General features: G+C 56.5%; 20 protein-coding genes. 8 read left to right on the forward strand and 12 right to left on the reverse strand.

Going from position 1 to position 21,588, the window contains the following annotated elements; all coding sequences use genetic code 11:
- The first annotated feature begins 86 nt into the window (after window positions 1-86).
- Together NWP14_RS18640 and NWP14_RS18645 are read left to right on the forward strand one after the other, a co-directional pair.
- A complete protein-coding gene (locus tag NWP14_RS18640; RefSeq protein WP_331834880.1) occupies window positions 87-689 on the forward strand; it encodes a short chain dehydrogenase in 603 nt (200 codons plus the stop codon).
- A 737-nt stretch (window positions 690-1,426) separates the two neighbouring features.
- Window positions 1,427-2,830, forward strand: coding sequence for a purine-cytosine permease family protein (locus tag NWP14_RS18645; protein WP_375215801.1), 1,404 nt, complete (start codon window positions 1,427-1,429; stop codon window positions 2,828-2,830).
- A 215-nt stretch (window positions 2,831-3,045) separates the two neighbouring features.
- Here NWP14_RS18645 and argE read toward each other — a convergent pair whose 3' ends face one another.
- From argE to NWP14_RS18670, 5 genes are all read right to left on the reverse strand, one after another.
- Window positions 3,046-4,197: an acetylornithine deacetylase gene (gene argE, locus NWP14_RS18650; protein WP_375215857.1), complete on the reverse strand. Its 1,152-nt coding sequence runs from the start codon at window positions 4,195-4,197 to the stop codon at window positions 3,046-3,048.
- The gene (locus tag NWP14_RS18655; protein WP_095099459.1) at window positions 4,190-4,864 is read right to left on the reverse strand and encodes a DUF1028 domain-containing protein; all 675 of its coding nucleotides are present in this window, start codon (window positions 4,862-4,864) and stop codon (window positions 4,190-4,192) included. Before NWP14_RS18655 ends, argE begins: the two co-directional genes overlap by 8 nt.
- Before the next feature lie 9 nt (window positions 4,865-4,873).
- Window positions 4,874-5,296, reverse strand: coding sequence for a RidA family protein (locus NWP14_RS18660; RefSeq protein WP_095099463.1), 423 nt, complete (start codon window positions 5,294-5,296; stop codon window positions 4,874-4,876).
- 28 nt (window positions 5,297-5,324) lie between these two features.
- Window positions 5,325-6,590 carry a flavin-containing monooxygenase gene (locus NWP14_RS18665; protein ID WP_375215802.1) on the reverse strand — a complete coding sequence of 422 codons (1,266 nt, stop codon included), beginning with the start codon at window positions 6,588-6,590 and terminating at the stop codon, window positions 5,325-5,327.
- Window positions 6,591-6,937: 347 nt separating this feature from the next.
- The gene (locus NWP14_RS18670) at window positions 6,938-7,867 is read right to left on the reverse strand and encodes a LysR family transcriptional regulator (protein ID WP_375215803.1); all 930 of its coding nucleotides are present in this window, start codon (window positions 7,865-7,867) and stop codon (window positions 6,938-6,940) included.
- 529 nt (window positions 7,868-8,396) lie between these two features.
- On the opposite strand from NWP14_RS18670, the gene NWP14_RS18675 reads away from it, so the two are divergent.
- From NWP14_RS18675 to NWP14_RS18685, 3 genes are all read left to right on the forward strand, one after another.
- Complete coding sequence (locus NWP14_RS18675; RefSeq protein ID WP_375215804.1) at window positions 8,397-9,887, forward strand: aldehyde dehydrogenase; 1,491 nt, start codon at window positions 8,397-8,399, stop codon at window positions 9,885-9,887.
- A 49-nt stretch (window positions 9,888-9,936) separates the two neighbouring features.
- Entirely contained in the window at window positions 9,937-11,319 is a 1,383-nt protein-coding gene (locus tag NWP14_RS18680) for an aspartate aminotransferase family protein (protein ID WP_375215805.1), read from the forward strand.
- A 331-nt stretch (window positions 11,320-11,650) separates the two neighbouring features.
- Window positions 11,651-11,839, forward strand: coding sequence for a hypothetical protein (locus NWP14_RS18685; RefSeq protein ID WP_095099478.1), 189 nt, complete (start codon window positions 11,651-11,653; stop codon window positions 11,837-11,839).
- 271 nt (window positions 11,840-12,110) lie between these two features.
- On the opposite strand, the gene NWP14_RS18690 is transcribed toward NWP14_RS18685, so the two are convergent.
- Both NWP14_RS18690 and gss read right to left on the reverse strand, forming a co-directional pair.
- The gene (locus NWP14_RS18690; protein WP_095099481.1) at window positions 12,111-13,292 is read right to left on the reverse strand and encodes a PLP-dependent aminotransferase family protein; all 1,182 of its coding nucleotides are present in this window, start codon (window positions 13,290-13,292) and stop codon (window positions 12,111-12,113) included.
- A gap of 132 nt (window positions 13,293-13,424) precedes the next feature.
- A complete protein-coding gene (gene gss, locus NWP14_RS18695; RefSeq protein WP_095099487.1) occupies window positions 13,425-15,296 on the reverse strand; it encodes a bifunctional glutathionylspermidine amidase/synthase in 1,872 nt (623 codons plus the stop codon).
- Window positions 15,297-15,517: 221 nt separating this feature from the next.
- On the opposite strand from gss, the gene NWP14_RS18700 reads away from it, so the two are divergent.
- On the forward strand, window positions 15,518-16,078 hold the full coding sequence (locus NWP14_RS18700; RefSeq protein WP_095099490.1) for a thioredoxin domain-containing protein: 561 nt from the start codon (window positions 15,518-15,520) through the stop codon (window positions 16,076-16,078).
- Window positions 16,079-16,223: 145 nt separating this feature from the next.
- The gene (gene yghU / locus NWP14_RS18705; RefSeq protein ID WP_095099493.1) at window positions 16,224-17,090 is read left to right on the forward strand and encodes a glutathione-dependent disulfide-bond oxidoreductase; all 867 of its coding nucleotides are present in this window, start codon (window positions 16,224-16,226) and stop codon (window positions 17,088-17,090) included.
- 34 nt (window positions 17,091-17,124) lie between these two features.
- Here the strand turns inward: yghU and NWP14_RS18710 are convergent, their stop codons facing one another.
- Window positions 17,125-17,412, reverse strand: a complete 288-nt coding sequence (locus NWP14_RS18710; RefSeq protein ID WP_095099496.1) for a DUF2623 family protein — start codon at window positions 17,410-17,412, stop codon at window positions 17,125-17,127.
- 79 nt (window positions 17,413-17,491) lie between these two features.
- Window positions 17,492-18,379 carry a YghX family hydrolase gene (yghX, locus tag NWP14_RS18715; RefSeq protein ID WP_375215806.1) on the reverse strand — a complete coding sequence of 296 codons (888 nt, stop codon included), beginning with the start codon at window positions 18,377-18,379 and terminating at the stop codon, window positions 17,492-17,494.
- 147 nt (window positions 18,380-18,526) lie between these two features.
- On the opposite strand from yghX, the gene mgrA reads away from it, so the two are divergent.
- The gene (mgrA, locus tag NWP14_RS18720) at window positions 18,527-19,567 is read left to right on the forward strand and encodes an L-glyceraldehyde 3-phosphate reductase (protein ID WP_095099502.1); all 1,041 of its coding nucleotides are present in this window, start codon (window positions 18,527-18,529) and stop codon (window positions 19,565-19,567) included.
- A 41-nt stretch (window positions 19,568-19,608) separates the two neighbouring features.
- On the opposite strand, the gene NWP14_RS18725 is transcribed toward mgrA, so the two are convergent.
- The 3 genes from NWP14_RS18725 to exbB form a co-directional block, all read right to left on the reverse strand.
- The gene (locus NWP14_RS18725; RefSeq protein WP_041147753.1) at window positions 19,609-20,103 is read right to left on the reverse strand and encodes a TIGR00645 family protein; all 495 of its coding nucleotides are present in this window, start codon (window positions 20,101-20,103) and stop codon (window positions 19,609-19,611) included.
- 139 nt (window positions 20,104-20,242) lie between these two features.
- Window positions 20,243-20,668, reverse strand: a complete 426-nt coding sequence (gene exbD, locus NWP14_RS18730) for a TonB system transport protein ExbD (protein ID WP_045856883.1) — start codon at window positions 20,666-20,668, stop codon at window positions 20,243-20,245.
- A gap of 6 nt (window positions 20,669-20,674) precedes the next feature.
- On the reverse strand, window positions 20,675-21,406 hold the full coding sequence (exbB, locus tag NWP14_RS18735; protein ID WP_095099506.1) for a tol-pal system-associated acyl-CoA thioesterase: 732 nt from the start codon (window positions 21,404-21,406) through the stop codon (window positions 20,675-20,677).
- Window positions 21,407-21,588: the final 182 nt, after the last annotated feature.

Here is a 21,588-nt window from a genome sequence, read left to right on the forward strand (position 1 = left end):
GGTTAGTAATCATCTAACTTTTTGCCAGTTTATCCGATATCCATTTCATTAAAGAATAGAGGCTCACAACTTATCAGGAGTCAGCCATGAAAATCGTCGTTATCGGCGCCAGCGGTACCGTGGGCCGTGCGGTCACCGCAGAACTTAGTCGTCAGCATGAAGTCATTCGCGTCGGTCGTACTCAGGGCGACCATCAGGTTGATATCACCTCCCAGCACAGCGTGCAGGCGCTGTTTGAGAAAACTGGTCAGGTTGATGCGATTGTCTCGGCGAGCGGAAACCTGTTCTTTGGCCCGCTGGCCACCATGACCGACGAGGATTTCAACCAGGGTCTGCAGGACAAGCTGCTGGGGCAAATTCGCCTGGCGCTAACCGGCCAGCGCTATTTGAACGACGGCGGCTCCATTACCCTGATTAGCGGAATTGTCGCGCATGAGCCGATTGCCCAGGGCGTCAACGCCACAACGGTTAACGCCGGACTGGAGGGCTTCGTCCGCGCCGCCGCCTGCGAACTGCCGCGCGGGATCCGCATCAATCTGATCAGCCCTACGGTGCTGACCGAATCAGCCGCCGCCTATGACGGGTTCTTCCCGGGCTTTGCCAGCGTCCCGGCCGCTGCGGTGGCCCAGGCGTATCGCCGCAGCGTGGAGGGGATCCAGAGCGGTCGGATATACACCGTCGGCTACTGATACTCCGTCCGATGATAATAACCCGTGATGCTGGCGGGTTATTATTTATATATGCAGAGGCCATCTCTTCCCCGTGAATCAGATAAAAGCCGACGCGACGTGTTTTAAATATTGATCCATCGCACACTATGAATAAATCAATTTTATTGTGAAGAACCTCGCATATTTTATTTATGCGCAGCAGCTGATCTCCACCGATTCCGCTCAGCAACGCGATGATTTACCTCAGATTATATTTACCATTTCTCTGATTTATGGTCATGGGTTGCCGAATTAAAGCGCCTTTTATATTCCCTACAATAAACAGGCCTTTGGTTTTATTTCAGACAATCAATCATTCCACGCCGCATCTTCCTGCTCGAATAATTATCTCGCTTAAAATATCCGCCCAGATTGTTAAATATAAAACAAGCAAGGCCGCAGCATAAACTTCTAAAAAACAGCGGAAGATGGCCGTCCGGAAACGACAATCAGGCCACGGGTCCCGGGTAAAGCACTTTTTTTATATCGACGTTCGACATTTTTAATAATTTCCAAAATGATACGAGATTGTGAGAATAGTAAACGAAATGTTATGATGAGTAGATTAGCTGTACTCCTCATTGGAATATCAATCTAACGCTGATTTATACCCATGATGCTTCAGGCGCCATCGTTGTTGGCTGCGTTCGCTCAGCTAGCGGCCTGCTGTTGCCCGAATCATTCACGGTATAGACCCGCAGTGATGAGAGAGCACCATGACTAAACATCAACCTGTCAACGTTGAAAATCTCGAAAGCAATACCATCAGACCTATCCCTCTGAATATGCGACACGGCAAACCGGGCGATCTGTTTACCATCTGGTTTGGCTCTAACATCATGCTGTTAACCGTTATCACCGGGGCGATGTCGGTAACCATTTTCCATCTTTCTTTTTTCTGGTCAGTCGTTGCGCTGTTTATCGGCAGCCTGGTCGGCGGGCTGTTTATGGCCCTGCATTCCGCACAGGGTCCCAGGCTGGGGGTGCCGCAAATGGTGCAAACCAAGGGCCAGTTTGGTTCCTATGGTTCGGTGCTGGTGGTGTCCATCGTCGTATTAATGTATATCGGATTTACTGCCTCCAGTCTGGTATTAGGCGGGCAGTCCATGCACGCCATCTATAAGCCGATGAACTCCGATGTGGGGATTATTATCGTCGGCGCCCTGAGCCTGTTTGCCACAATTTTCGGCTATAAGATCATTCACTCCTACGCCAGAATTATGTCGTGGATATCCGGTATTGTGCTGGCCGCAACCTTTCTGTGGATCGTCTTTATCCACGGGCTGCCGGTCGATTTTCTCGATCGCGGCGGCTTCAACAAAGTCGGGTTCCTCGGCGCGGTCTCTATTGCCGCACTGTGGCAACTGGCCTATGCCCCCTATGTCTCTGACTACTCGCGCTATATGCCTTACAGCACCAACGATAAAAGCGTCTTTTACGCCAGCTACTTTGGCTGCATCTTAGGCTCTTATCTGCCGATGGTTCTCGGGGTGCTGGTGGCGACCAGTATTGGTAGCGATGATATTATTCAAGGCATTATTGACCTCACCGGCGGCTTCGGCGCGGTGGTCATCGTGGTGCTGGCGTTGGGGATTGCCGCCACTAACTCCATGATGCTGTACTGCGGCGTGCTCTGTACGCTGACTCTGGGTCAGACCTTTATTGACGGCTGGTCGCCGATGGCTCGCGCCAGGATAATCACCGCCATCCTCACGATGCTCCTCGAAATAGCGCTGGCGATCTATGGACAGGAAAACTTCTTATTAATCTATACCAACTTTATTACCATCCTGCTATATGTTCTGGTGCCGTGGACGGCAATTAACCTGGTGGATTATTACCTGGTCGCGCACGGTGAATATGATGTTGAGTCCTTCTTTAAGCGTGACGGCGGAATATATGGCTACTTTAATGCTACCGCCATCTTCTGCTACCTGTTGGGGATATTAGTTGAGGTGCCGTTTATATCGACGGCGATCTATACCGGCCCTGTTGCAACCGCATTTGGCGGGGCTGATTTATCATGGATTATTGGCCTGCTGGTGGTTTCACCGGTCTATTACACCCTCTCTAAAGCGAAGGCGGTGAAGAATATCGCCCTGGTGAAAGAGAAAGTTTAGCGCTTCGCTTTCTATACCCGAAATAACCCGAACATCAGGAAGGCGGCAGCTTGAGGTATAGCGGGTATATTCAGTACGTTTTACTGACTCCGGATAAACCATCCGGAGTTTTTTTATCCATATACGGCTACAGAGCAAGGCTGAAACACAGAAGGAAGGAGGGACAGGCACAGGTCGGGGGGTAAAAAACGCGCCTTAATTCAGGCGCGTAAACGTTAAGACAGAGCCATCCAGCGGCGCAAATTACCCAGCATCGTCAGGCACTTCTCCAGCTGATCCAGGGCGATAAACTCATCCGCTTTATGTCCTTGCTCCATACTTCCAGGCCCGCAGATAAGCGTGGCTACGCCCGCTTCATCAAACAGACCGCCCTCGGTACCGAAGGCCACGGTGGAAAACGCCTCGCTTTGCGCCCACTGCGCCAGCCAGCCGGCAAATTCCGACTGCGGGTCGCTTAGCAGGCCCGGATAGCGGCTGAGCGGGCGAAAGGTAATATCCGCCTGCGCCGCAACCGCCCGCATAGAGGTCAGCAGTTCGCCGGCGGCATAGCCGCGCAGCTCGGCGAGCGTCGGCTCAAGCGAAACGTCCGGCAGATGGCGAATTTCAAAATCAAACTGGCAGCTTTCCGGCACAATATTGAGCGCCGCCCCGCCGTTAATCACCCCAACCTGCAGCGTGCTGTAAGGCGGATCAAAGCGGGTATCCTGGCTTTGCGCCAGCTTTTCGCCGAGCGAACCTAAACGGGTGATCAGCTTTGCCGCATACTCGATGGCGTTTACGCCGTGGGGGGCGTAGGCCGAATGGCAGGCCTTGCCCTGCACCGTACAGCGCATGGCCAGCTTGCCTTTATGGCCGTAGACCGGACGCATCTCGGTGGGCTCGCCGATGATGCATAGCGCCGGCTTGTCCTTTGAGGCTTTAAGGTGGTCCACCAGGCTACGTACGCCAAGGCATCCGACCTCCTCATCGTAGGAAAAAGCCAGATGCAGCGGCATGCGTAAAGGTTGGGAGAGAAAGTCGGGAACGGCGGCCAGCACGCAGGCGATAAAGCCTTTCATATCGGTGCTGCCGCGGCCGTAGCACCGGTCGTTGCGCAGAGTGAGTTCAAACGGGGGCACCGTCCAGCGCTGCCCGTCAACCGGGACCACGTCGGTGTGCCCCGACAGCATCACGCCCCCAGGCCCCTCGGGGCCAAAGCGGGCGTAGAGGTTGGCTTTCTTGCCTTCCTCATCAAAGAAAAGCCGCGTGGCTATGCCATAACCGCGGAGATACTCATCGATATAGTTAATCAGCTGCAGATTCGATTCGCGGCTGGTGGTGTCGAATGCCAGCAGCGTTGCCAGGATCCGTTTCAGGTCGCTATTCATCACCGGGTACTCCGTAACTGGGGGCCTCCCGCGGGTCGAGCGCGCGCGTAATATAGGCCTGCATCTGCGGCTCGTACGCCAGCCACAATGCGCTAAGTTCGCCAATCGGATCCTGCTCATGCCAGTCAACGCGCAGGTCGACCAGCGGCCAGGAGTAATCATCCACCACTTTCACCGCCGCAGAGTGCACCGGCCCGGCCTCGCCGCCGCAGCCCAGCCCTGCCTGAAGGGCGGCCAGCAGGCGCGTCGCCATCTCCCCTTCGGCCTGCTGGAATTCGGCAACCATCGCCTCAACCACCGCGGGGCTGGCCAGCATATTGCCGCCGGCGATACAGTTCACCCCTTCGGCGACGTGATAGATGCCGAGGGTTTTATCGCCGCTAAACGAAGCCGTTTCCCCGCTGGCGTTGATGGCGATAATTTGACGATAGCGGCTAAAATCATCCTCCGCCAGCGCCTTGCGTAGCGCCTTTTCCGGCGCCAGCCCCTGCTCCAGCTGCGCGAGCGTCAGCTGGCCGAGGGCAGGCAGGGTGATATTTTGGCTGGATACCGCGCCGACTCCCGCCTGCAGCCACGGACAGCGGGCGCCGACGGCAATGCTGGAGGAGCTTATTGCAATGCCAAACTGCCCGGTTTCCGGGCAGAATGCCGCGATAGAAAACGTCATGGCTGCTCCTTATTTCACAAAGTCATCGGGGATCACGGCGATCACGTCAATTTCCATCAGCCACTGCGGCTGCGCCAGGGCGGAAATAACCAGCCCGGTGGAGATAGGAAATACGCCCTTCAGCCACCTGCCGACTTCCTGATAGACCGGTTCACGGTAGCGCGGGTCGATAATATAGGTGGTGGTTTTCACAATATGCGACAGGTCGCTTCCGGCCTCTTCCAGCAGCTGCTTGACGTTCTTCATCGCCTGTTCGGCCTGCGCCTGCGGGTCGCCCAGCCCCACCAGATTGCCTTCAAAGTCCGTGCCCACCTGGCCACGCACGTAGACGGTGTTACCGGCGCGCACGGCCTGGCACAAATCGTTGTCCAGGGTCTGATTAGGATAGGTCTCTTTGGTGTTAAACATGCGAATACGCGTATGTGTCGGCATCATTTTTATCCTGATTAATAGCTACAGTTCAGCGCTGACCGGCATCCCGGTACTGGCTGTATTTCCGCTGGGTGGCGATATGGTCGGCAATGTGCTTCGCATCATGCCAAACGCCCCAGATAAAGGTCGAACCCCGGCGCGACAGCCACGGCAGGCCGAGGAAATAGACCCCCGGTTCGCTGGAGACGCCGCGCTGATGCTGAGGGCGATTCTGCGCGTTGAAGGCGTTAACGTTGAGCCAGCCGTAGTCCACGGCGTAGCCGGTCGCCCAGATGATGCTCGTCACCCCGGCCTGCGCCAGGTCCAGAGAGAGGATCGGCGACGTCATGCACGCCGGGTCGGCTAAGAATTCGCGCGCCGCGGGCTCCGGCGGCAAATCGAGGCCGTTGGCCGCAACGTAGGCGTCAGCGGCGTCCAGCAGCGAGAGGTAGTTTTCATCGCCGCGGCGGATGTTGTCGCACAGGTCCGGCTGGAAGGTCGCGACGCCGGATGCAAACGCCTTCGTCAGCCCGACCAGGGTGATGCCGCGCTGCGCCAGCTCGCGAAAATCCACCGTCCGCCCGCCGTGGGCGCCGCTCACCGCGATGGTGACGTGCTCTTTCCCCGGCTCGCTGGCGGGGGCATCCCACAGGCCCAGCACCCCCAGCCACCAGCAGAAATCGCGGTTGCGGTAGGCGCGCGGCGGCCGATCGTGGGCGCCGACGGAGAGATAGACCTGGCGGCCCGCGCGCTGGAGCTCATCGGCGATCTGCACGCCGGAAGAACCCGCGCCAACCACCAGCACCGCGCCGGCAGGCAGCTGCTCCGGGTTGTAGTATTTGGCGGAATGGATCTGATGAATGTTGCCCTCTTTCGGCGCAATCGGCGGAATAACCGGCTGCTGGAACGGCCCGGTCGCGGCAACGATACGCTGCGCTTCGATCACCCCATCCGTGGTTTCAACGGTAAATCCTGGGCGCCCGCTGTTGCGAACCGCGCTTTTTACCTCCACGCCGGTACGCACCGGCAGGGAGAATTTCCTGACGTAATCTTCAAAGTATTGCGCAACGTCGTCCTTGGGAATAAAGCTATCCGGCTGGGCGCCTTTAAACTCCATTCCCGGGAAACGGTCGTGCCACGCCGGGCCGTTCGCCACCAGCGAATCCCAGCGCCCGGTACGCCAGGCCTCCGCGATACGGTTTTTCTCGATAACCAGATGCGAGATCCCCTGCTGAGTCAGATGCTCACTCATGGCAATACCGGCCTGACCACCGCCAACAATCAGCGTATCAATTTGTGTTTTTTCTACGGTCATAAATGTGTCCTTCGAATGGAGTTCAATCGCCAGGAATAAACCACTGCGCAGGACTGAGGTTAATAAACAGTAACAAACAGGTAAATTATTATAAATTTAGATCCTGAGAATAAAATAGTGATGCAGAACGCAGCATATTGAATCTAAAAGATAAAAATAGATTTATCGCAAAATAACTCGCCAGATAATTTTGCGCTTAGCGATTATTTAGCGACGGCGCGGAAGCGTTCCCGAGGGGATATAAAAAATATATTCAGAGGATCGTTTTTTTATATTCAGTAAATGATCCGCTAAATATAAAAACGACCCGCCGCTAACGCGAGCCGCTGTGATGAATAAAACCAGGGTCAGGCCACCCGCACCTCCTGCTGCGGCGGGCTGAGTACCGCGTTGCGGCAATATTCCATAAACAGTTTGGCGGGATTAGTGGGCTCGCTGCTGCGCAGATGGGCCATTACCAGCGTCGAGTTGGCCATCTCATCCTGAATATCGACGCAGCGTACCTGCTGCCCGTCGTAGGTGATATCAGAAACCGGGCGGGTCACCAGAACCGAAAAGCCCAGCCCCTGGCCGACCATACAGCGCACCATCTCAATCGACGGCGAACTATAGGCAACCTGCGGGTTGTAGCCTTTGTCTTTGAAAATACTGATAAAATAGTTACGGCTGGGGACGACGTCCAGCAGCACCATCGGCAGGTGGCTCAGCTCCGATAGTTTGACCGACGCCCGCTGCGCCAGCGGGTGATTCGCCGGCAGCAGCGCGTAGGGCTTTTGCGGGGCGTTCAGGCTCTCGGTGTGAATCGAGACATCCAGCTCGAGATCGTACATAAACGCCAGGTCGAAGCGGCCGCGGTGCAGGCCGTGGGCAATTTCATGCTGCTCGCCATCGTAAATTTTAATGGTGATATCCGGATAAATGGTCTTAAACCCGGCGATGAGCGAGGGTAAATAGAGCGGCGCCGCGGTCTCGAAGCAGCCGACAGAAACCACCCCTGACACCAGCTCATTATCCGCCCTGGAGTTTTGCTCGAACTGGTATGAGAGCCGGAGCAGCTCCTTCGCTTTTTCATAAAAGCGCTGCCCGCTGGAGGTCATGGAAACCCCCTGCGCATGGTGGCGAATAAAAAACTGCTGCTCAAACATATCTTCCAGGGTTTTAACCGCAATGGAGATGGAGGGCTGCGCGATATGGAGCTGCCGGGAGGCTTCGGCAATGCTCTCCGCTTCGACAACGGCAACAAAGTATTTGAGCTGTTTCAGGGTGAAATGGGGCATACGATACCTTATTTTTTGTTGGCAAAGAGACGGATTAAACAGGATTAAACTATGCTCCCCCTCATGCGCAACCCCGCCAGCAAATAAAGATCAACAATCCGACATCGGTCAGGTTTTTACAGAAAATTAACATGCAGGCGCTGAAAAAACGGCGGCCCCGTCACGGGACGGCGGCGTGACGGCTGAAGATAAAAAATCCGCCTATATTTTTTTAATTCCTTAAGTAGGCATCTGAGAATATTAAACATTGTCAGAGACAGCATAGCGAGCCGGTATTAAAAATCCGCAGATAAAATAAAAACTATTTAATTACATAATATTAAAATCAAGGCTGACGAACTCCTTTGAGCGGCGTCACACAAATTTTCCTCGGCAAAAACATCGGGCCCGCAGCGCTTTGCCGGGCTAACAAAGTTTTTTATGGAGGTTACCTAGATTTTTAGTCCTTTCTCACTTCTCCCCCCTCCGGCATCATGAATTAACGGCAACAAATAAATAACAATTACGCAACACGATAACGGAGAGGCTTATGACTGACAGAAACTTTTGGCAGAGCAGGCTGCAGGAGCAGCGCTTGATCGGCCATGCCATCGTCGATGGCCAACCCTACATCGCCAAAAGCCGCCGCGTTTTCCCGGTCATCAACCCCGCGTCCAATGCGGTGCTCGCCGAGGTCACGGCGCTTCAGGCAGAAGATATTGATATCGCAGTACAATCTTCCCGTAGGGCCTTTAACTCAGGCATCTGGTCAGGGCTATCCGCGCAGGAGCGCAAAGCCGTTCTGCTGCGGCTATCGGGGCTGATCCTCGAACATCGCGAAGAGCTGGCGCTGCTGGAGAGCGCGAGCATGGGTAAACCGGTCAACGATGCGCTGAACGTTGACGTTCCCGGCGCGGCGCACGTTTTCAGGTGGTACGCTGAAAGCGTGGATAAGATTTACGACGAGGTAGCGCCCGCCAGGAAGGACTCTCTGGCGACCATCACCCGCGAAGCCATTGGCGTCGTGGCGGCCATCGTGCCGTGGAACTTCCCGCTCGACCTCGCCTCATGGAAGCTCGGCCCGGCGCTGGCGGCCGGCAATAGCGTGATCCTCAAGCCTTCCGAGAACTCGCCGTTTTCGGCGCTGCGCCTGGCGGAGCTGGCGCTGGAAGCGGGTCTCCCGGCGGGCGTGCTGAACGTCGTCACCGGGCTGGGTACTGAAGCCGGCAGCGCCTTAGGCCTGCATAACGACGTCGATACCATCACCTTCACCGGCTCTACCGCCGTCGGTAAAGCCTTTATGGCCTACTCCGCGCAGTCCAACCTGAAGCAGGTCTGGCTGGAGTGCGGCGGCAAAAGCGCCAATATCATCTTCGCCGACTGCCGGGATCTCGATCTGGCCGCCGAAAAAGCGGCTTTCGGCATCTGCTTCAACCAGGGCGAGGTCTGCTCGGCTAACTCTCGCCTGCTGGTCGAGCGGACAATTTACGCCGAATTTATCCCTAAGCTGCGGGAAAAAATGCAGGCGTGGGCGCCGTCTCATCCCTTCGATCCTGAAGCCAAAATGGGCGCGATGGTCAGCGCGGCGCATACGCAAAAGGTTATGAGCGCCATCCGCGCAGCCGAGCGCGCCGGCGCCCGCGTCCTTATCGGCGGTCGCGAGATTGAGATCGACGGCATCGCTAACTACGTTGAACCGACGCTGATCGAAGTCGCAAATACCGATACCTCGCTGTGGCAGGAGGAGATTTTCGGCCCGGTGCTTGCCGTGATGCCTTTTGACGACGAACAGCAGGCCGTCACCCTGGCCAATCAGCACATTTACGCCCTCGCCGCTTCGCTCTGGACCGACGATCTCCACCGCGCCCATCGCGTTGCCGGAATGCTCAACGCCGGGACCGTATCGGTGAATACCGTCGACGCGCTGGACGTCACCGTGCCGTTTGGCGGCAATAAACAGTCTGGTTTTGGTCGCGACTTGTCGCTGCACGCCTTCGACAAGTTCACCAGCCTCAAAACGACCTGGTTCCAGTTTCGCTAGCACCCGGCAGCTTTCGCATTTTTAGATTCCGCTTACAGGAGAGAAGAAGATGACTACCCCGAATAACCCGCAGCGCAGCACCCCGGATTATCAAAGCGCGGATGCAGCACACCATATCCACGCCTTTCTCGACCAAAAGGCGCTGAATGCCGAAGGGCCTCGCGTGATGGTACGTGGGGAGGGTCTGTACCTTTGGGATAACGACGGCAACAAGTATCTCGACGGGATGTCCGGCCTGTGGTGCACCCAGCTCGGCTACAGCCGCCAGGATCTGGCGGATGCGGCAGCGGCGCAGTTCGCAAAGCTGCCGTATTACAATATGTTCTTCCATACCACCCACCCGACGGTGATCGAGCTCTCCGAGCTGCTGTTCAGCCTGCTGCCGCCGCACTACAGCCATGCGATTTACACCAACTCAGGCTCTGAATCGAACGAAGTGCTGATCCGCACCGTTCGCCGCTACTGGCAGATCCTCGACAAGCCGCAGAAGAAGGTGATGATTGGCCGCTGGAACGGCTATCACGGCTCAACTCTGGCCGCCACCGCGCTCGGCGGGATGAAGGCGATGCACGCCATGGGCGGCATGATCCCCGACGTGGCCCATATCGACGAGCCCTACTGGTACATGCACGGCGGCAGCCTGACGCCGCATGAGTTTGGCCTGCGCTGCGCCGGTCAGCTTGAGGAGAAAATCCTCAAGCTGGGCGCGGAAAACGTGGCCGGTTTTATCGCCGAGCCGTTCCAGGGCGCGGGCGGGATGATTTTCCCGCCGGAAAGCTACTGGCCTGAGATCCAGCGTATTTGCCGGAAGTACGATGTCCTGCTGTGCGCCGATGAGGTCATTGGCGGCTTTGGCAGAACCGGCGAGTGGTTCGCGCATCAGTACTTCGGCTTCGAGCCGGATACGCTGTCCATCGCCAAAGGGCTGACCTCCGGGTACGTGCCGATGGGCGGCCTGGTGCTGAGCAAGCGCATGGCGGAAGTGCTGGTTGAAAAAGGCGGCGTCTTCGCCCACGGTCTGACCTACTCCGGCCACCCCGTTGCCGCCGCCGTGGCGATTGCCAACCTGAAGGCGCTGCGTGATGAAAATCACGTCACCAACGTACGCGATAACACCGGCCCGTATCTGCAAAAAACCCTGCGGGAGGTGTTCGACAATCATCCGCTGATCGGCGAAGTTCAGGGCGCAGGCCTCGTCGCGGCCCTGCAGTTCGCGGAAGATAAAAGCACCCGTCGCCGCTTCGCCAATGAGAACGAGCTGGCCTGGCGCTGCCGGACAATCGGTTTTGAGGAGGGGGTGATTATTCGCTCGACGCTGGGGCGCATGATTATGGCGCCGGCGCTGATCGCCGGACGTAGCGAACTGGATGAGCTGGTCGAAAAGACCAAACGCGCTATCGACCGTACGGCGAAGGAAGCCGGCCTGCTGTAACACCCTGCCCGTTGGCGAAGCGATGATTACCCTTGCCGAAGGCCCGCCAACCTGATGACCCGAACGCCCGCGACCCTGCGGGCGTTCGCCGGATGCCGACGCTGTAACTATTTCGTCATTAATTTCGTCGCCGCCGATTATTTGCGCAGAATGCAGGCGGATCGGCAAAACGTTACGCCATGCGTAAAGGCAAAACAAAAATTATGTTTCAAAAAATCAGATAGTTCGCCATCATCACCGTTGGCAATGGCTGCTGTTACCATAAAAAGTAGTTGATCTGATACGCACAAGCTCTTATTTTGCTTATCAGTTTTTCAAACGAGATAAAACGATGCCTACTATTACAGCTGGTAGTATGAAAGAAGCTAAAGAGTTAGTTAACTGCGGGAAATATAAGGAAATAGTTCTTAATTTTGATATTGATGCCGATGATTTCTTCACCCTCGCGACATCCCAACACGCAACCAAAATCACCATCTCCGACAAAAACACCCACTCACCGGTAAAATTAGAAAAATAATTAAAAACCTCTGAGGTATTTCTTATGTTGCTATTTATTGGCACAGCGGCAGTTGCTTTTCTCTCTTCATTAATGCTGATCTGGCTCGACGATCGCATCAGCGAGCAGGACTAAACCCCGGCGCGCAGTTCCCTTCTCTTATTTTACATGCCCGTATGCGCTCGTCGTGCAGCGCTACGGGCTGTTCCAGCTGCACCCGATAAACTCACCGTTCTGCGGGAAAGCGTGAAGGCTCCGCGCCGTTTCGCGACGCGGAGTGAAAGCGCGGTCGTTACAGCGATTTCGCCAGGCGCTCGACGGCGGTCAGCAGACCCGCTTCCGACACCGTTGAGTAGGAGAGGCGCAGCGTGCGGGTGTCCGGATTGTCGTTATAGAACGCTTCACCCGGCACGTAGACCACGCCGTTTTCGAGAGTCTTTTTCATCCATTCCATAGTATCGAACGGATAGCGGAAACGGGCCCACAGGAACATGCCGCCTTTTGGCCGGCTGAACTCCAGATGCTCGCCAAGCTGGCTCTCAAGGGCATCGGCCAGCGCGACGCACTTCCTGCGATAGTCTTCGCGGATCAGGGCTATCTGGTTCTCCAGACGATTCATCGCCAGATATTCCGCGGTAATCACCTGCGACAGCATGTTGGTGTGGAGATCCGCCGCCTGCTTAACGATCACCGTTTGCTGCGCCAGCCAGTCCGGCATCACAATCCAGCCAATACGCATGCCTGGGGCGAGGATCTTGGAGAACGTCGAGGTGTACACCACCTGCTCCTCGCAGCCGAGCTCCTGCGCATACTGATACAGCGGGCGGCGGACTTCGTCGGTAAAGCTGATTTCACCGTAGGGATCGTCTTCGATAATCACGAAATCATGCTGCTTCGCCAGCTCAACCACCCGACGGCGGCGATCGGCGCTCAGGGTTTTGCCGCCCGGGTTGCCGAAGGTTGGCACCAGATACACGGCCTTCACCCTGGTGGTCTCCAGCAGATCCGCCAGCTGCTCCACCAGCATGCCGTCGTCGTCGGTATCGACGCTGAGGATATTAGCCTGAGCCAGCTGGAACACCTGCAGCGCGGCCAGGTAGGTCGGGCGCTCGACAACGATCGCATCGCCCGGATCGAGCAGCGTACGCGCGACAATATCCAAAGACTGCTGCGAACCTGAGGTGATATAGACATGGCTTGCCGGGCAGGCAACGCCGCGCGCCTGACACAGTTCGCTAACGGCCTGACGCAGCGGCGGATAGCCTTCGGTCAAACCGTACTGGAACGCATCGTTGAAACGCCCGCTCATCACCTGCTGCACCGCCAGATTCAGACCTTCGGTATCAAACAGCTCCGGAGCCGGGATCCCACCACCCAGAGAGATAACGCCGGGCAGTTTGCTGTGCTTGAGAAGTTCGCGGACGGCGGAGGGTTTGAGTTCACCCGCGCGGGCGGCGAGTCGCCGATCGTGCATATTATGTTCCTTTTTTGTCTGTCTTGTTGTTGTGGTTTGTTAACTATTTGGTACCAATTTTTACCGCAAAAGCCCCGGCAGCGCTACGCTTACCGGGGCTTTTGCGGCCCGTGCGATTCGGCGCCGCCAGAATTATCGTCTATCGCTGTCTTTCAGCACAATTAACGGTTCAATATCGCTCTCTTTTTTGACGACCAGCGAATCATCGCCGCGCAGACAGGTGCCGCCATAGTTACCGCCAACGGTAAAGGTGCATACCTGGATGTATTTACCATCCACTTTCGGCAGGCACCACAGTTGCTGGTAAATATTTTTGCGATCGACAAACTTCCCGCTGGTCTTATCCAGCACCTCGTCGTCAGGACTTATCAGATCGATATTGTTCCCGCAGCGCCCGGAGATAGGCTTAACCGCATAGCCGGTTTTCGCCAGATCGTCGTTGACGACGAAATCGGTATCCAGCAGATAGCGATGATTCGGGAACAGCGACCACAGCACCGGCAGAATCGCCTTGTTGCCGGGGATCACCGTCCACAGCGGTTCGAATACCAGTACCTCGGGGCGCAGCAGGACGTCAATCAGCCGCACCTCATTTTGCGGATGTCCGGTGCGGATCGGCACGGCGGCGTACTCGTCAGCGCTGACCTCACGCACCTGCTCGATGGCGGTTTCCCATGCCCAGGTTTTCCAGACGCAGTTAACCAGGCGCCCGTCGCCGTCAATCAGCTGCCCGGCGGCATCCCAGCGCAGCTCATCAAGACCAAAGAGGATTTTGCTGTCGAATCCGGCCTGGGTGAGCGAACGCTGGATAAACAGCGCGTGGTAGTTCTCCTCCAGATCCTTATCCTGCATGATGTGCACAAAAGGCCGCGCCCGGCTGTGCTTCCACGCGCCCGCCAGCTCATCCAGCAGATCTTCCGCCGGGTTATGCCCGCTGCCGTAGTAGCCCTGTTTCAGCCACTGTTCGAGGATCAGCCCGCCTTCGGTATGGCAGGAGGCGGAGTCGGCATTGTATTCATAGACCTTCAGCCCGCGCTCATCCATACAGAAATCCATGCGGCCGGTAATCATATGGTGGCGACGTCGCTGCCATGAGAGGCGCAGACGCGGCCAGAGAATTTTGGGGATATCGAACAGCGCCAGCAGGCTGTCGTCTTTCATCACCTTATCGGTGGCGTGCAGGTACATCAAATGCAGCTCGTTGGTCGCTTTGATCAGCTCCTGCTCGGCGCTTTCGGTAATGGTGAAATACTGGTAGGGATCGGCATTAATAAAGTGGCCGTTGGCGTCAACGTAGGCTTTCTGCAGCGTATCTTTCTCATTCAGCCACTTACCGCGAAACTGCCCGTTATTCGGCAGCCGGGCGCCCCGAATGGCCATCGCCTCGCCCGGCAGCACCGGCTGCGGCAGGCTGTGCTCGGTATCGGCGGTCTGGATCATCCAGCCGAGGATCTGAGTGTCCGTAAAGGTATCTTTGAGGGTGTAGATGCCGTCCTTCACGTCGAGGGTTAATTCACGCGTCCACTGCTGGCCCTGCGGCAGCGGCGTGTGGATAACGTTTTGCTCGGCGATCCTGACCTTATTACCCACCAGCTGCGTAATCACCGCCACGTGGCCCGTATGCTTAAACTCGCCGCCCTTCTGCCAGATCAGCAGGGAACCCACCATCGGCGGACGACGCGAGCCGTTAGCAAAGGCCTGCAGCGGCAGAATGTTGTCGTTAACCACCTCGCGCAGAAAGCGCAGGGAGAAGATTTCATACGCCATGCCGACGTCGGTGAAGACAAAACCGTAGGTGAGAAACAGGAAGCGGCGCGCGAACTCAACGCACTGCCATTTGTGCCCCATATACTCATTATTGATATAGCTGCGGAACGTGGCGTCATCCGGATAGTCTTGCGGATTTAAGCTGCTGTAGTTCGATGAATAGATTGCCACGCCGCCCGGCGCGTAGCCTAACAATGTACCAAAAGGGGCATCACTGCTTGTCGATCCTTTACTCATTAGCCTGACCTCAAATTAATGCAGCCCGGGCAGTTGGCGGAACAAAACTCCCTCTTCTTATCCTGCCGCAGGCACTTACCAGACAGAGGTGGAATAATGATACCACTCATTCGATTCGCTAATTGTGCCCTTACGGAAAATAACCCTGCGCCGCAGGGCAAAAGTGATATCGTTTATCTGAGATATAACAACAAATCGCGAATTAACGTCAGGAGTTGATTATGAGCACACAACCACATCTGCAAGCACAACCGCTGGTCTGGGGACATGGTCCGCGTACTTTTGAGGTTTTCCTGGAGCCAACCTGCCCGTATTCGGTACGCGCATTCAACAAGCTCGACGACCTGCTCGACGAGGTCGGCGCGGATAACGTGACCATCAAAGTTCGCCTGCAGTCCCAGCCCTGGCATATGTTCTCGGGGGTCATCGTGCGCTGTATTCTGGCGGCCTCCACCCTGCCGCACGGCAGAGAGCAGGCGCATAAGGTGCTGAAAGCGGTTGCCGACCATCGCGAAGAATTCGAATTTACCGACCACTGCAGCGGGCCGAATATGAACGCCACCCCGCAGCAAATTGTTGAGCGTATCGAGCGCTACAGCCACGTTCTGCTTTCCGCCGCGTTCGCCCGCCCGGAGCTGCAGACGGAGATCAAATGGCATAGCAAATATGCGCGCCAGAACGGTATCCACGTGTCGCCGACCTTTATGGTCAACGGGCTGGTGCAGGCGGATCTCGGCAGCGGCGACGATATCAGCGTCTGGGCCGCGCGGATAATGGCCTGATTTAGGGCGCTGCCCCGGCGAGCGTAACGCGGCCGGGGAAGCCGTCCGGGAATATCGGCAGCGGGTGAATAAGCCTCACACTGTTAAATCCTTAATATTCCACCTGCTACACTCCCTGAACACCTCACTACAAAGGCAGACCAGCATGTCAGAGAATAACTACCAACCCCCGAAAGTGTGGGAATGGAAGCAGAACAACGGCGGCGCGTTCGCCAACATCAACCGTCCTGTCTCCGGCGCAACTCATGAACAAGAGCTGCCGGTCGGCTCACATCCGCTTCAGCTCTACTCCCTGGGAACGCCTAACGGCCAGAAGGTGACGATCCTGCTGGAAGAGCTGCTGGCGCTGGGAGTAAGCGATGCGGAATATGACGCCTGGCTGATCCGGATCGGCGAAGGCGATCAGTTCTCAAGCGGCTTTGTTGCGGTGAACCCGAACTCAAAAATCCCTGCGCTGAGCGATCGCTCAACCACGCCGCCAACGCGCGTGTTTGAATCCGGCAGCATTCTGCTTTATCTCGCGGAGAAGTTCGGTTTCTTCCTGCCCAAAGATCCGGCCGGGCGCACCGAAACGCTGAACTGGCTGTTCTGGCTACAGGGCGCGGCGCCGTTCCTCGGCGGCGGTTTTGGCCACTTCTTCAACTACGCGCCGGTGAAAATCGAGTACGCAATCGACCGCTTCACGATGGAAGCCAAGCGCCAGCTCGACGTGCTGGATAAACGGCTCGCCGATAACCGCTACGTTGCCGGAGAAGAGTACACCATCGCCGATATGGCTATCTGGCCGTGGTACGGCAACGTGGTACTCGGTGGCGTCTATAACGCCGCTGAATTCCTCGACGCCGGGAGCTATAAAAACGTCCTGCGCTGGGCGCAGGACGTAGGCAGCCGTCCGGCGGTTCAGCGCGGGCGGATCGTTAACCGCACCAACGGCCCGCTCGACGAACAGCTTCACGAGCGCCATAGCGCCAGCGACTTCGACAGCCAAACGGAAGACAAGCGCCAGGCATAAGGCCACGCCAGCCGAAGGCTTCGGCCTTCGGCTATTAGCGCTCCAGGCGATATCCCGCCATAAAGTAGCGCATCGCAGTGCAGGAACTCCCCTCCTTAAAGAAATCCATAATCATGTTCCGGTCCAGGCCATAGCGACGGGTGAGAATCCCGGCCTCCCACGCGCTAAGCTGGCGATCGCCGGTTTTTTCAAACATCCGCTGAGAATAGCCGAGTACAAACCCGCGCTTATAGTCGGCACAGAAATTCGCGGCGCTGCTGGCGCTGTCAGCCTGAGCCGCCTGCAGCCCGGCCATTAAACCTTTACCAAAATGGTTATCCATCGCTTTCCCCTCAATCGTTATATACAAAATTATATAGCGATTTTTTAAGCAATGGGTAGCGCTATTTCAGCCGATCGCGCTAGCGTAAATACTTCCCGAACCAGTCCAGGGTTCTCTGCCACGCCAGCTCCGCAGCGGCCCGGTCATAGCGCGGCGTGGAGTCATTATGAAATCCGTGATTAACCCCCTGGTAAATATAAGCCTCATAGACCTTATGCTGCGCTTTGAGCGCCTCTTCATAGGACGGCCAGCCCTGATTGATTCCGCTATCGAGGCCGGCGTAGTGCAGCAGCAGCGGCGCCTGAATCTTGTCGACTTCATTGAGCGGCGGCTGTCGGCCGTAGAACGGCACCGCGCAGGCCAGTTCAGGGATCGCCACCGCGGCGGCGTTGCAAACGCCCCCGCCGTAGCAAAAACCGGTGATGCCGACTTTTCCCGTCGCCTGCGGATGCTTCGCCATAAACGCCACCGCGGCAAAAAAGTCGTTCATCAGCTTCACGGGATCGACTTTCTGCTGCAGCTCTCGCCCCTCATCATCCTTGCCGGGATAGCCGCCGACGGAGCTCAGGCCATCCGGCGCCAGGGCGATATAGCCCGCCTTCGCTACCCGCCGGGCAACGTCTTCAATATAGGGATTGAGGCCGCGGTTCTCATGCACCACCACCACCGCCGCGGCTTTGCCGGCCATCTTCGTCGGCGTCACCAGGTAAGCGCGCACTTCGCCATGACCGTCCGGAGAGGGATAGTGAATATATTCCGCGCGGATATCCGGGTCGGTAAACGCCACCTGTTCCGCCAGGGCATAGTTCGGTTTCAGCAGGTTAAACAGCGCCAGCGCGGTCATTCCGCCCACGGCATATTTCCCCGCCAGCTGGAGAAACTCGCGTTTGCTGATTTTACCGTGGGCATAGTAGTCATAGTACTCGAGCAGCTGTTGTGGAAAATCTTTGGCCGTCAGTCGCGTCATCGCATGTTCTCCGTAAGTGAAGGCCCTTTAAGCAAAGCATAAGCTCGCCGGGATGCCAGAAATCTCGCGCAGTGTGATCCAGCAAACGCCTCATCGGCGACTTAGCGTCTAAAGTAGAACGTCGTTTTAAATTAAAAAGGAGAGATCATGTCCTGGTTCGCTAACCCTGGCCGCTACGATCGGATGCAGTATCGCTACTGCGGCAAAAGCGGCCTACAGCTGCCCGCGCTGTCGCTGGGCCTGTGGCATAACTTTAGCCACGGTAACGCGCTGGATGACCAGCGAGCCCTGCTTCGCAAGGCCTTCGATCTGGGCATTACCCATTTTGACCTGGCCAATAACTACGGGCCGCCGCCCGGCAGCGCCGAGGAAAACTTTGGCCGCCTGCTGCGGGAAGAGTTTGCCGCCCACCGTGACGAACTCATTATCTCGACCAAAGCCGGCTATTCCATGTGGCCGGGGCCCTATGGTTCCGGCAGTTCACGAAAATATCTGCTGGCCAGCCTCGACCAGAGCCTGCAGCGCATGGGGCTGGATTACGTCGATATTTTCTATTCTCATCGCGTTGATGAGAACACGCCGATGGAGGAGACCGCCGCAGCGCTGGCGCAGGCGGTGCAGAGCGGTAAGGCCCTGTACGTCGGCATCTCCTCCTATTCGCCGGAACGCACGCAGCAGATGGCCGCGCTCCTGCGCGAGTGGAAAATTCCGCTGCTGATCCATCAACCCTCCTATAACCTGCTTAACCGCTGGGTCGACAGTAGCGGATTGTTGGATACGCTGGAGGAGCACGGCGTAGGCTGCATCGCCTTTACGCCGCTGGCACAGGGCCTGCTGACCGGCAAGTATCTCCAGCAGATCCCGGAAGGTTCGCGAATGTTTTATGAAGGGAAGAGAGATCGTGGCCTGACGGAAAATATGCTCAGCGAGCCAAACGTCCGGAGCCTGCGCCTGCTGCAGGAGATGGCGCACGGCCGCGGTCAGAGCATGGCGCAAATGGCGCTGAGCTGGCTGCTGAAAGACAGCCGGGTGACGTCGGTACTGATTGGCGCCAGCCGTCCGCAGCAGCTAGAAGAGAACGTAAAGGCGCTGGAAAACCTGACTTTCAGCGCCGAAGAGCTGACGCAGATCGACCAGCACGTGGCGGATGGTGAGCTGAATTTGTGGCAGGCTTCGTCGGATAAGTAAATCGCTGGCCCGGTAGCCAAACGCTGCCGGGCAAGCAGGGATCAGTGCTTAACTTTGGTCAGGCGATCGAGATAGCCCATCACAAACGCCGACAGCACGAATGTCAGGTGGATAATGACGTACCACATCAGCTTGTTGTCCGGCACGTTCTTCGCATCCATAAACACCCGCAGCAGGTGGATCGAGGAGATAGCGACGATGGAGGCCGCCACCTTATTTTTCAGCGAGGTGGCGTCCATTTTCCCCAGCCAGCTGAGCTTCTCTTTACCCTCGTTGATATCCAGCTGCGAGACAAAGTTTTCATAACCCGAGAACATCACCATCACCAGCAGACCGCCGACCAGCGTCATATCCACCAGCGACAGCAGGGTAAGAATCAGGTCCGACTCCCCCACGCTGAAGATATGCGGCAGGATGTGGAGAATCTCCTGAAAAAATTTGATCGATAGCGCCACCAGCCCCAGAGAGAGGCCAAAATAAACCGGTGCCAGCAGCCAGCGTGAGGCGTACATGGCATTTTCCAGAAAACGTTCCATAAGACCCTGTAAGTTAAAAAAAACGACCGGCATTATATCGCAACCTGCCAGCGTGAATGCAACATCCCGTCAGCGCGCGGATCGGCAGACATAAAAAAGGCTGGCACAAGGCCAGCCTGGGGAGAGATGTCGGTGAGGGCTACTGCGCTTTAACGGTCTCTTCGCCCACCAGACCAATCTTCAGATAACCCGCCTGATGCAGGGTATCCATGACCTTCATCATCGTCTCATAGTCCACGGTTTTATCCGCGCGGAAGAAGACGGTGGTGTCTTTCTTACCTTCAGTCAGCGTATCCAGCGCGCCGATCATGTTCTCTTCGGTGACCGGATCGTTGCCGAGGAACATGGCTTTATCCGCTTTCACCGACAGATAGATCGGCTTTTCCGGACGCGGCTGCGGCTGGCTGGAGGACGCGGGCAGGTTCACCTTCACATCAACCGTCGCCAGCGGAGCCGCCACCATAAAGATAATCAGCAGCACGAGCATGACGTCGATAAACGGCGTCACGTTAATATCGTGCATTTCGCCGTTATCATCGAGGTTTTCGTTAAAATGCATTGCCATAAAGCATCAACCTACTCGTAATTTCTGCGCGGTACGTACCGGGGAAGTGCCGCTGGCGCTAAGGTCCAGATCGCGGCTTTGCAGCAGCAATACCTGGGCGGCAACGTCACCGAGGGTGGCTTTGTAGCTGCCGATCATACGGGCGAAGATGTTATAGATAACCACCGCCGGGATAGCGGCGAACAAGCCAATTGCCGTTGCCAGCAGCGCTTCCGCGATGCCAGGCGCGACAACCGCGAGGTTGGTGGTCTGAGTCTGGGCAATGCCGATGAAGCTGTTCATGATGCCCCAGACGGTACCAAACAGGCCGACGAACGGGGAGATGGCGCCAATGGTCGCCAGATAGCCGTTACCGCGGCCCATATAACGACCCACAAACGCCACGCGGCGCTCAAGGCGGAAACCGGTACGTTCTTTAATGCCTTCGTTATCTTCGACGCCGGCCGAAAGCTCCAGCTCGTTTTGCGCTTCATTGATAAGCTGCGTGCTCAGGCTTTTAGGATGGAAAGCGTTGGCGATATCACTGGCCTGATCGAGGGAGCGCGCTTCGCCAAGTAACTGCTGTTCGCGCTTGAGGCGGCGCTTGCTGGAGAGGATTTCCGCACCCTTGCCGAAGAAGATAGCCCATGTGACTATCGACGCCAGAATCAGGCCGATCATCACGACCTTAACGACAATATCGGCATGATGATACATACCCCAAACGGAAAGATCCGCCTGCATCAAATTATTACCCACTCTGAGTCTCCAGGACGTAAATCACAAAATCTGAGCATAATAATATCAAAACGGCATCGAATTGATAGTGGTTCTCATTAGTATTTACACTGTGCAGCAAATCACGTTTATTTTCCTTGCGCTTACGCAGTAAAAAAGTGGCCGCCGGGGATTTGGTAAAATTTTTGCCTGTATCCGCCGTT

The sequence above is a fragment of the Klebsiella sp. C349492 genome (assembly GCF_042055345.1).
In the GTDB taxonomy this organism is placed as follows: Bacteria; Pseudomonadota; Gammaproteobacteria; order Enterobacterales; family Enterobacteriaceae; genus Klebsiella; species Klebsiella scottii.

Coding starts and splice junctions, on each gene's coding strand:
- NWP14_RS18640 (WP_331834880.1), top strand. CDS start 87: ATGAAAATCGTCGTTATCGGCGCCAGCGGTACCGTGGGCCGTGCGGTC.
- NWP14_RS18645 (WP_375215801.1), top strand. CDS start 1,427: ATGACTAAACATCAACCTGTCAACGTTGAAAATCTCGAAAGCAATACC.
- argE (WP_375215857.1), bottom strand. CDS start 4,197: ATGAATAGCGACCTGAAACGGATCCTGGCAACGCTGCTGGCATTCGAC.
- NWP14_RS18655 (WP_095099459.1), bottom strand. CDS start 4,864: ATGACGTTTTCTATCGCGGCATTCTGCCCGGAAACCGGGCAGTTTGGC.
- NWP14_RS18660 (WP_095099463.1), bottom strand. CDS start 5,296: ATGCCGACACATACGCGTATTCGCATGTTTAACACCAAAGAGACCTAT.
- NWP14_RS18665 (WP_375215802.1), bottom strand. CDS start 6,590: ATGACCGTAGAAAAAACACAAATTGATACGCTGATTGTTGGCGGTGGT.
- NWP14_RS18670 (WP_375215803.1), bottom strand. CDS start 7,867: ATGCCCCATTTCACCCTGAAACAGCTCAAATACTTTGTTGCCGTTGTC.
- NWP14_RS18675 (WP_375215804.1), top strand. CDS start 8,397: ATGACTGACAGAAACTTTTGGCAGAGCAGGCTGCAGGAGCAGCGCTTG.
- NWP14_RS18680 (WP_375215805.1), top strand. CDS start 9,937: ATGACTACCCCGAATAACCCGCAGCGCAGCACCCCGGATTATCAAAGC.
- NWP14_RS18685 (WP_095099478.1), top strand. CDS start 11,651: ATGCCTACTATTACAGCTGGTAGTATGAAAGAAGCTAAAGAGTTAGTT.
- NWP14_RS18690 (WP_095099481.1), bottom strand. CDS start 13,292: ATGCACGATCGGCGACTCGCCGCCCGCGCGGGTGAACTCAAACCCTCC.
- gss (WP_095099487.1), bottom strand. CDS start 15,296: ATGAGTAAAGGATCGACAAGCAGTGATGCCCCTTTTGGTACATTGTTA.
- NWP14_RS18700 (WP_095099490.1), top strand. CDS start 15,518: ATGAGCACACAACCACATCTGCAAGCACAACCGCTGGTCTGGGGACAT.
- yghU (WP_095099493.1), top strand. CDS start 16,224: ATGTCAGAGAATAACTACCAACCCCCGAAAGTGTGGGAATGGAAGCAG.
- NWP14_RS18710 (WP_095099496.1), bottom strand. CDS start 17,412: ATGGATAACCATTTTGGTAAAGGTTTAATGGCCGGGCTGCAGGCGGCT.
- yghX (WP_375215806.1), bottom strand. CDS start 18,379: ATGACGCGACTGACGGCCAAAGATTTTCCACAACAGCTGCTCGAGTAC.
- mgrA (WP_095099502.1), top strand. CDS start 18,527: ATGTCCTGGTTCGCTAACCCTGGCCGCTACGATCGGATGCAGTATCGC.
- NWP14_RS18725 (WP_041147753.1), bottom strand. CDS start 20,103: ATGGAACGTTTTCTGGAAAATGCCATGTACGCCTCACGCTGGCTGCTG.
- exbD (WP_045856883.1), bottom strand. CDS start 20,668: ATGGCAATGCATTTTAACGAAAACCTCGATGATAACGGCGAAATGCAC.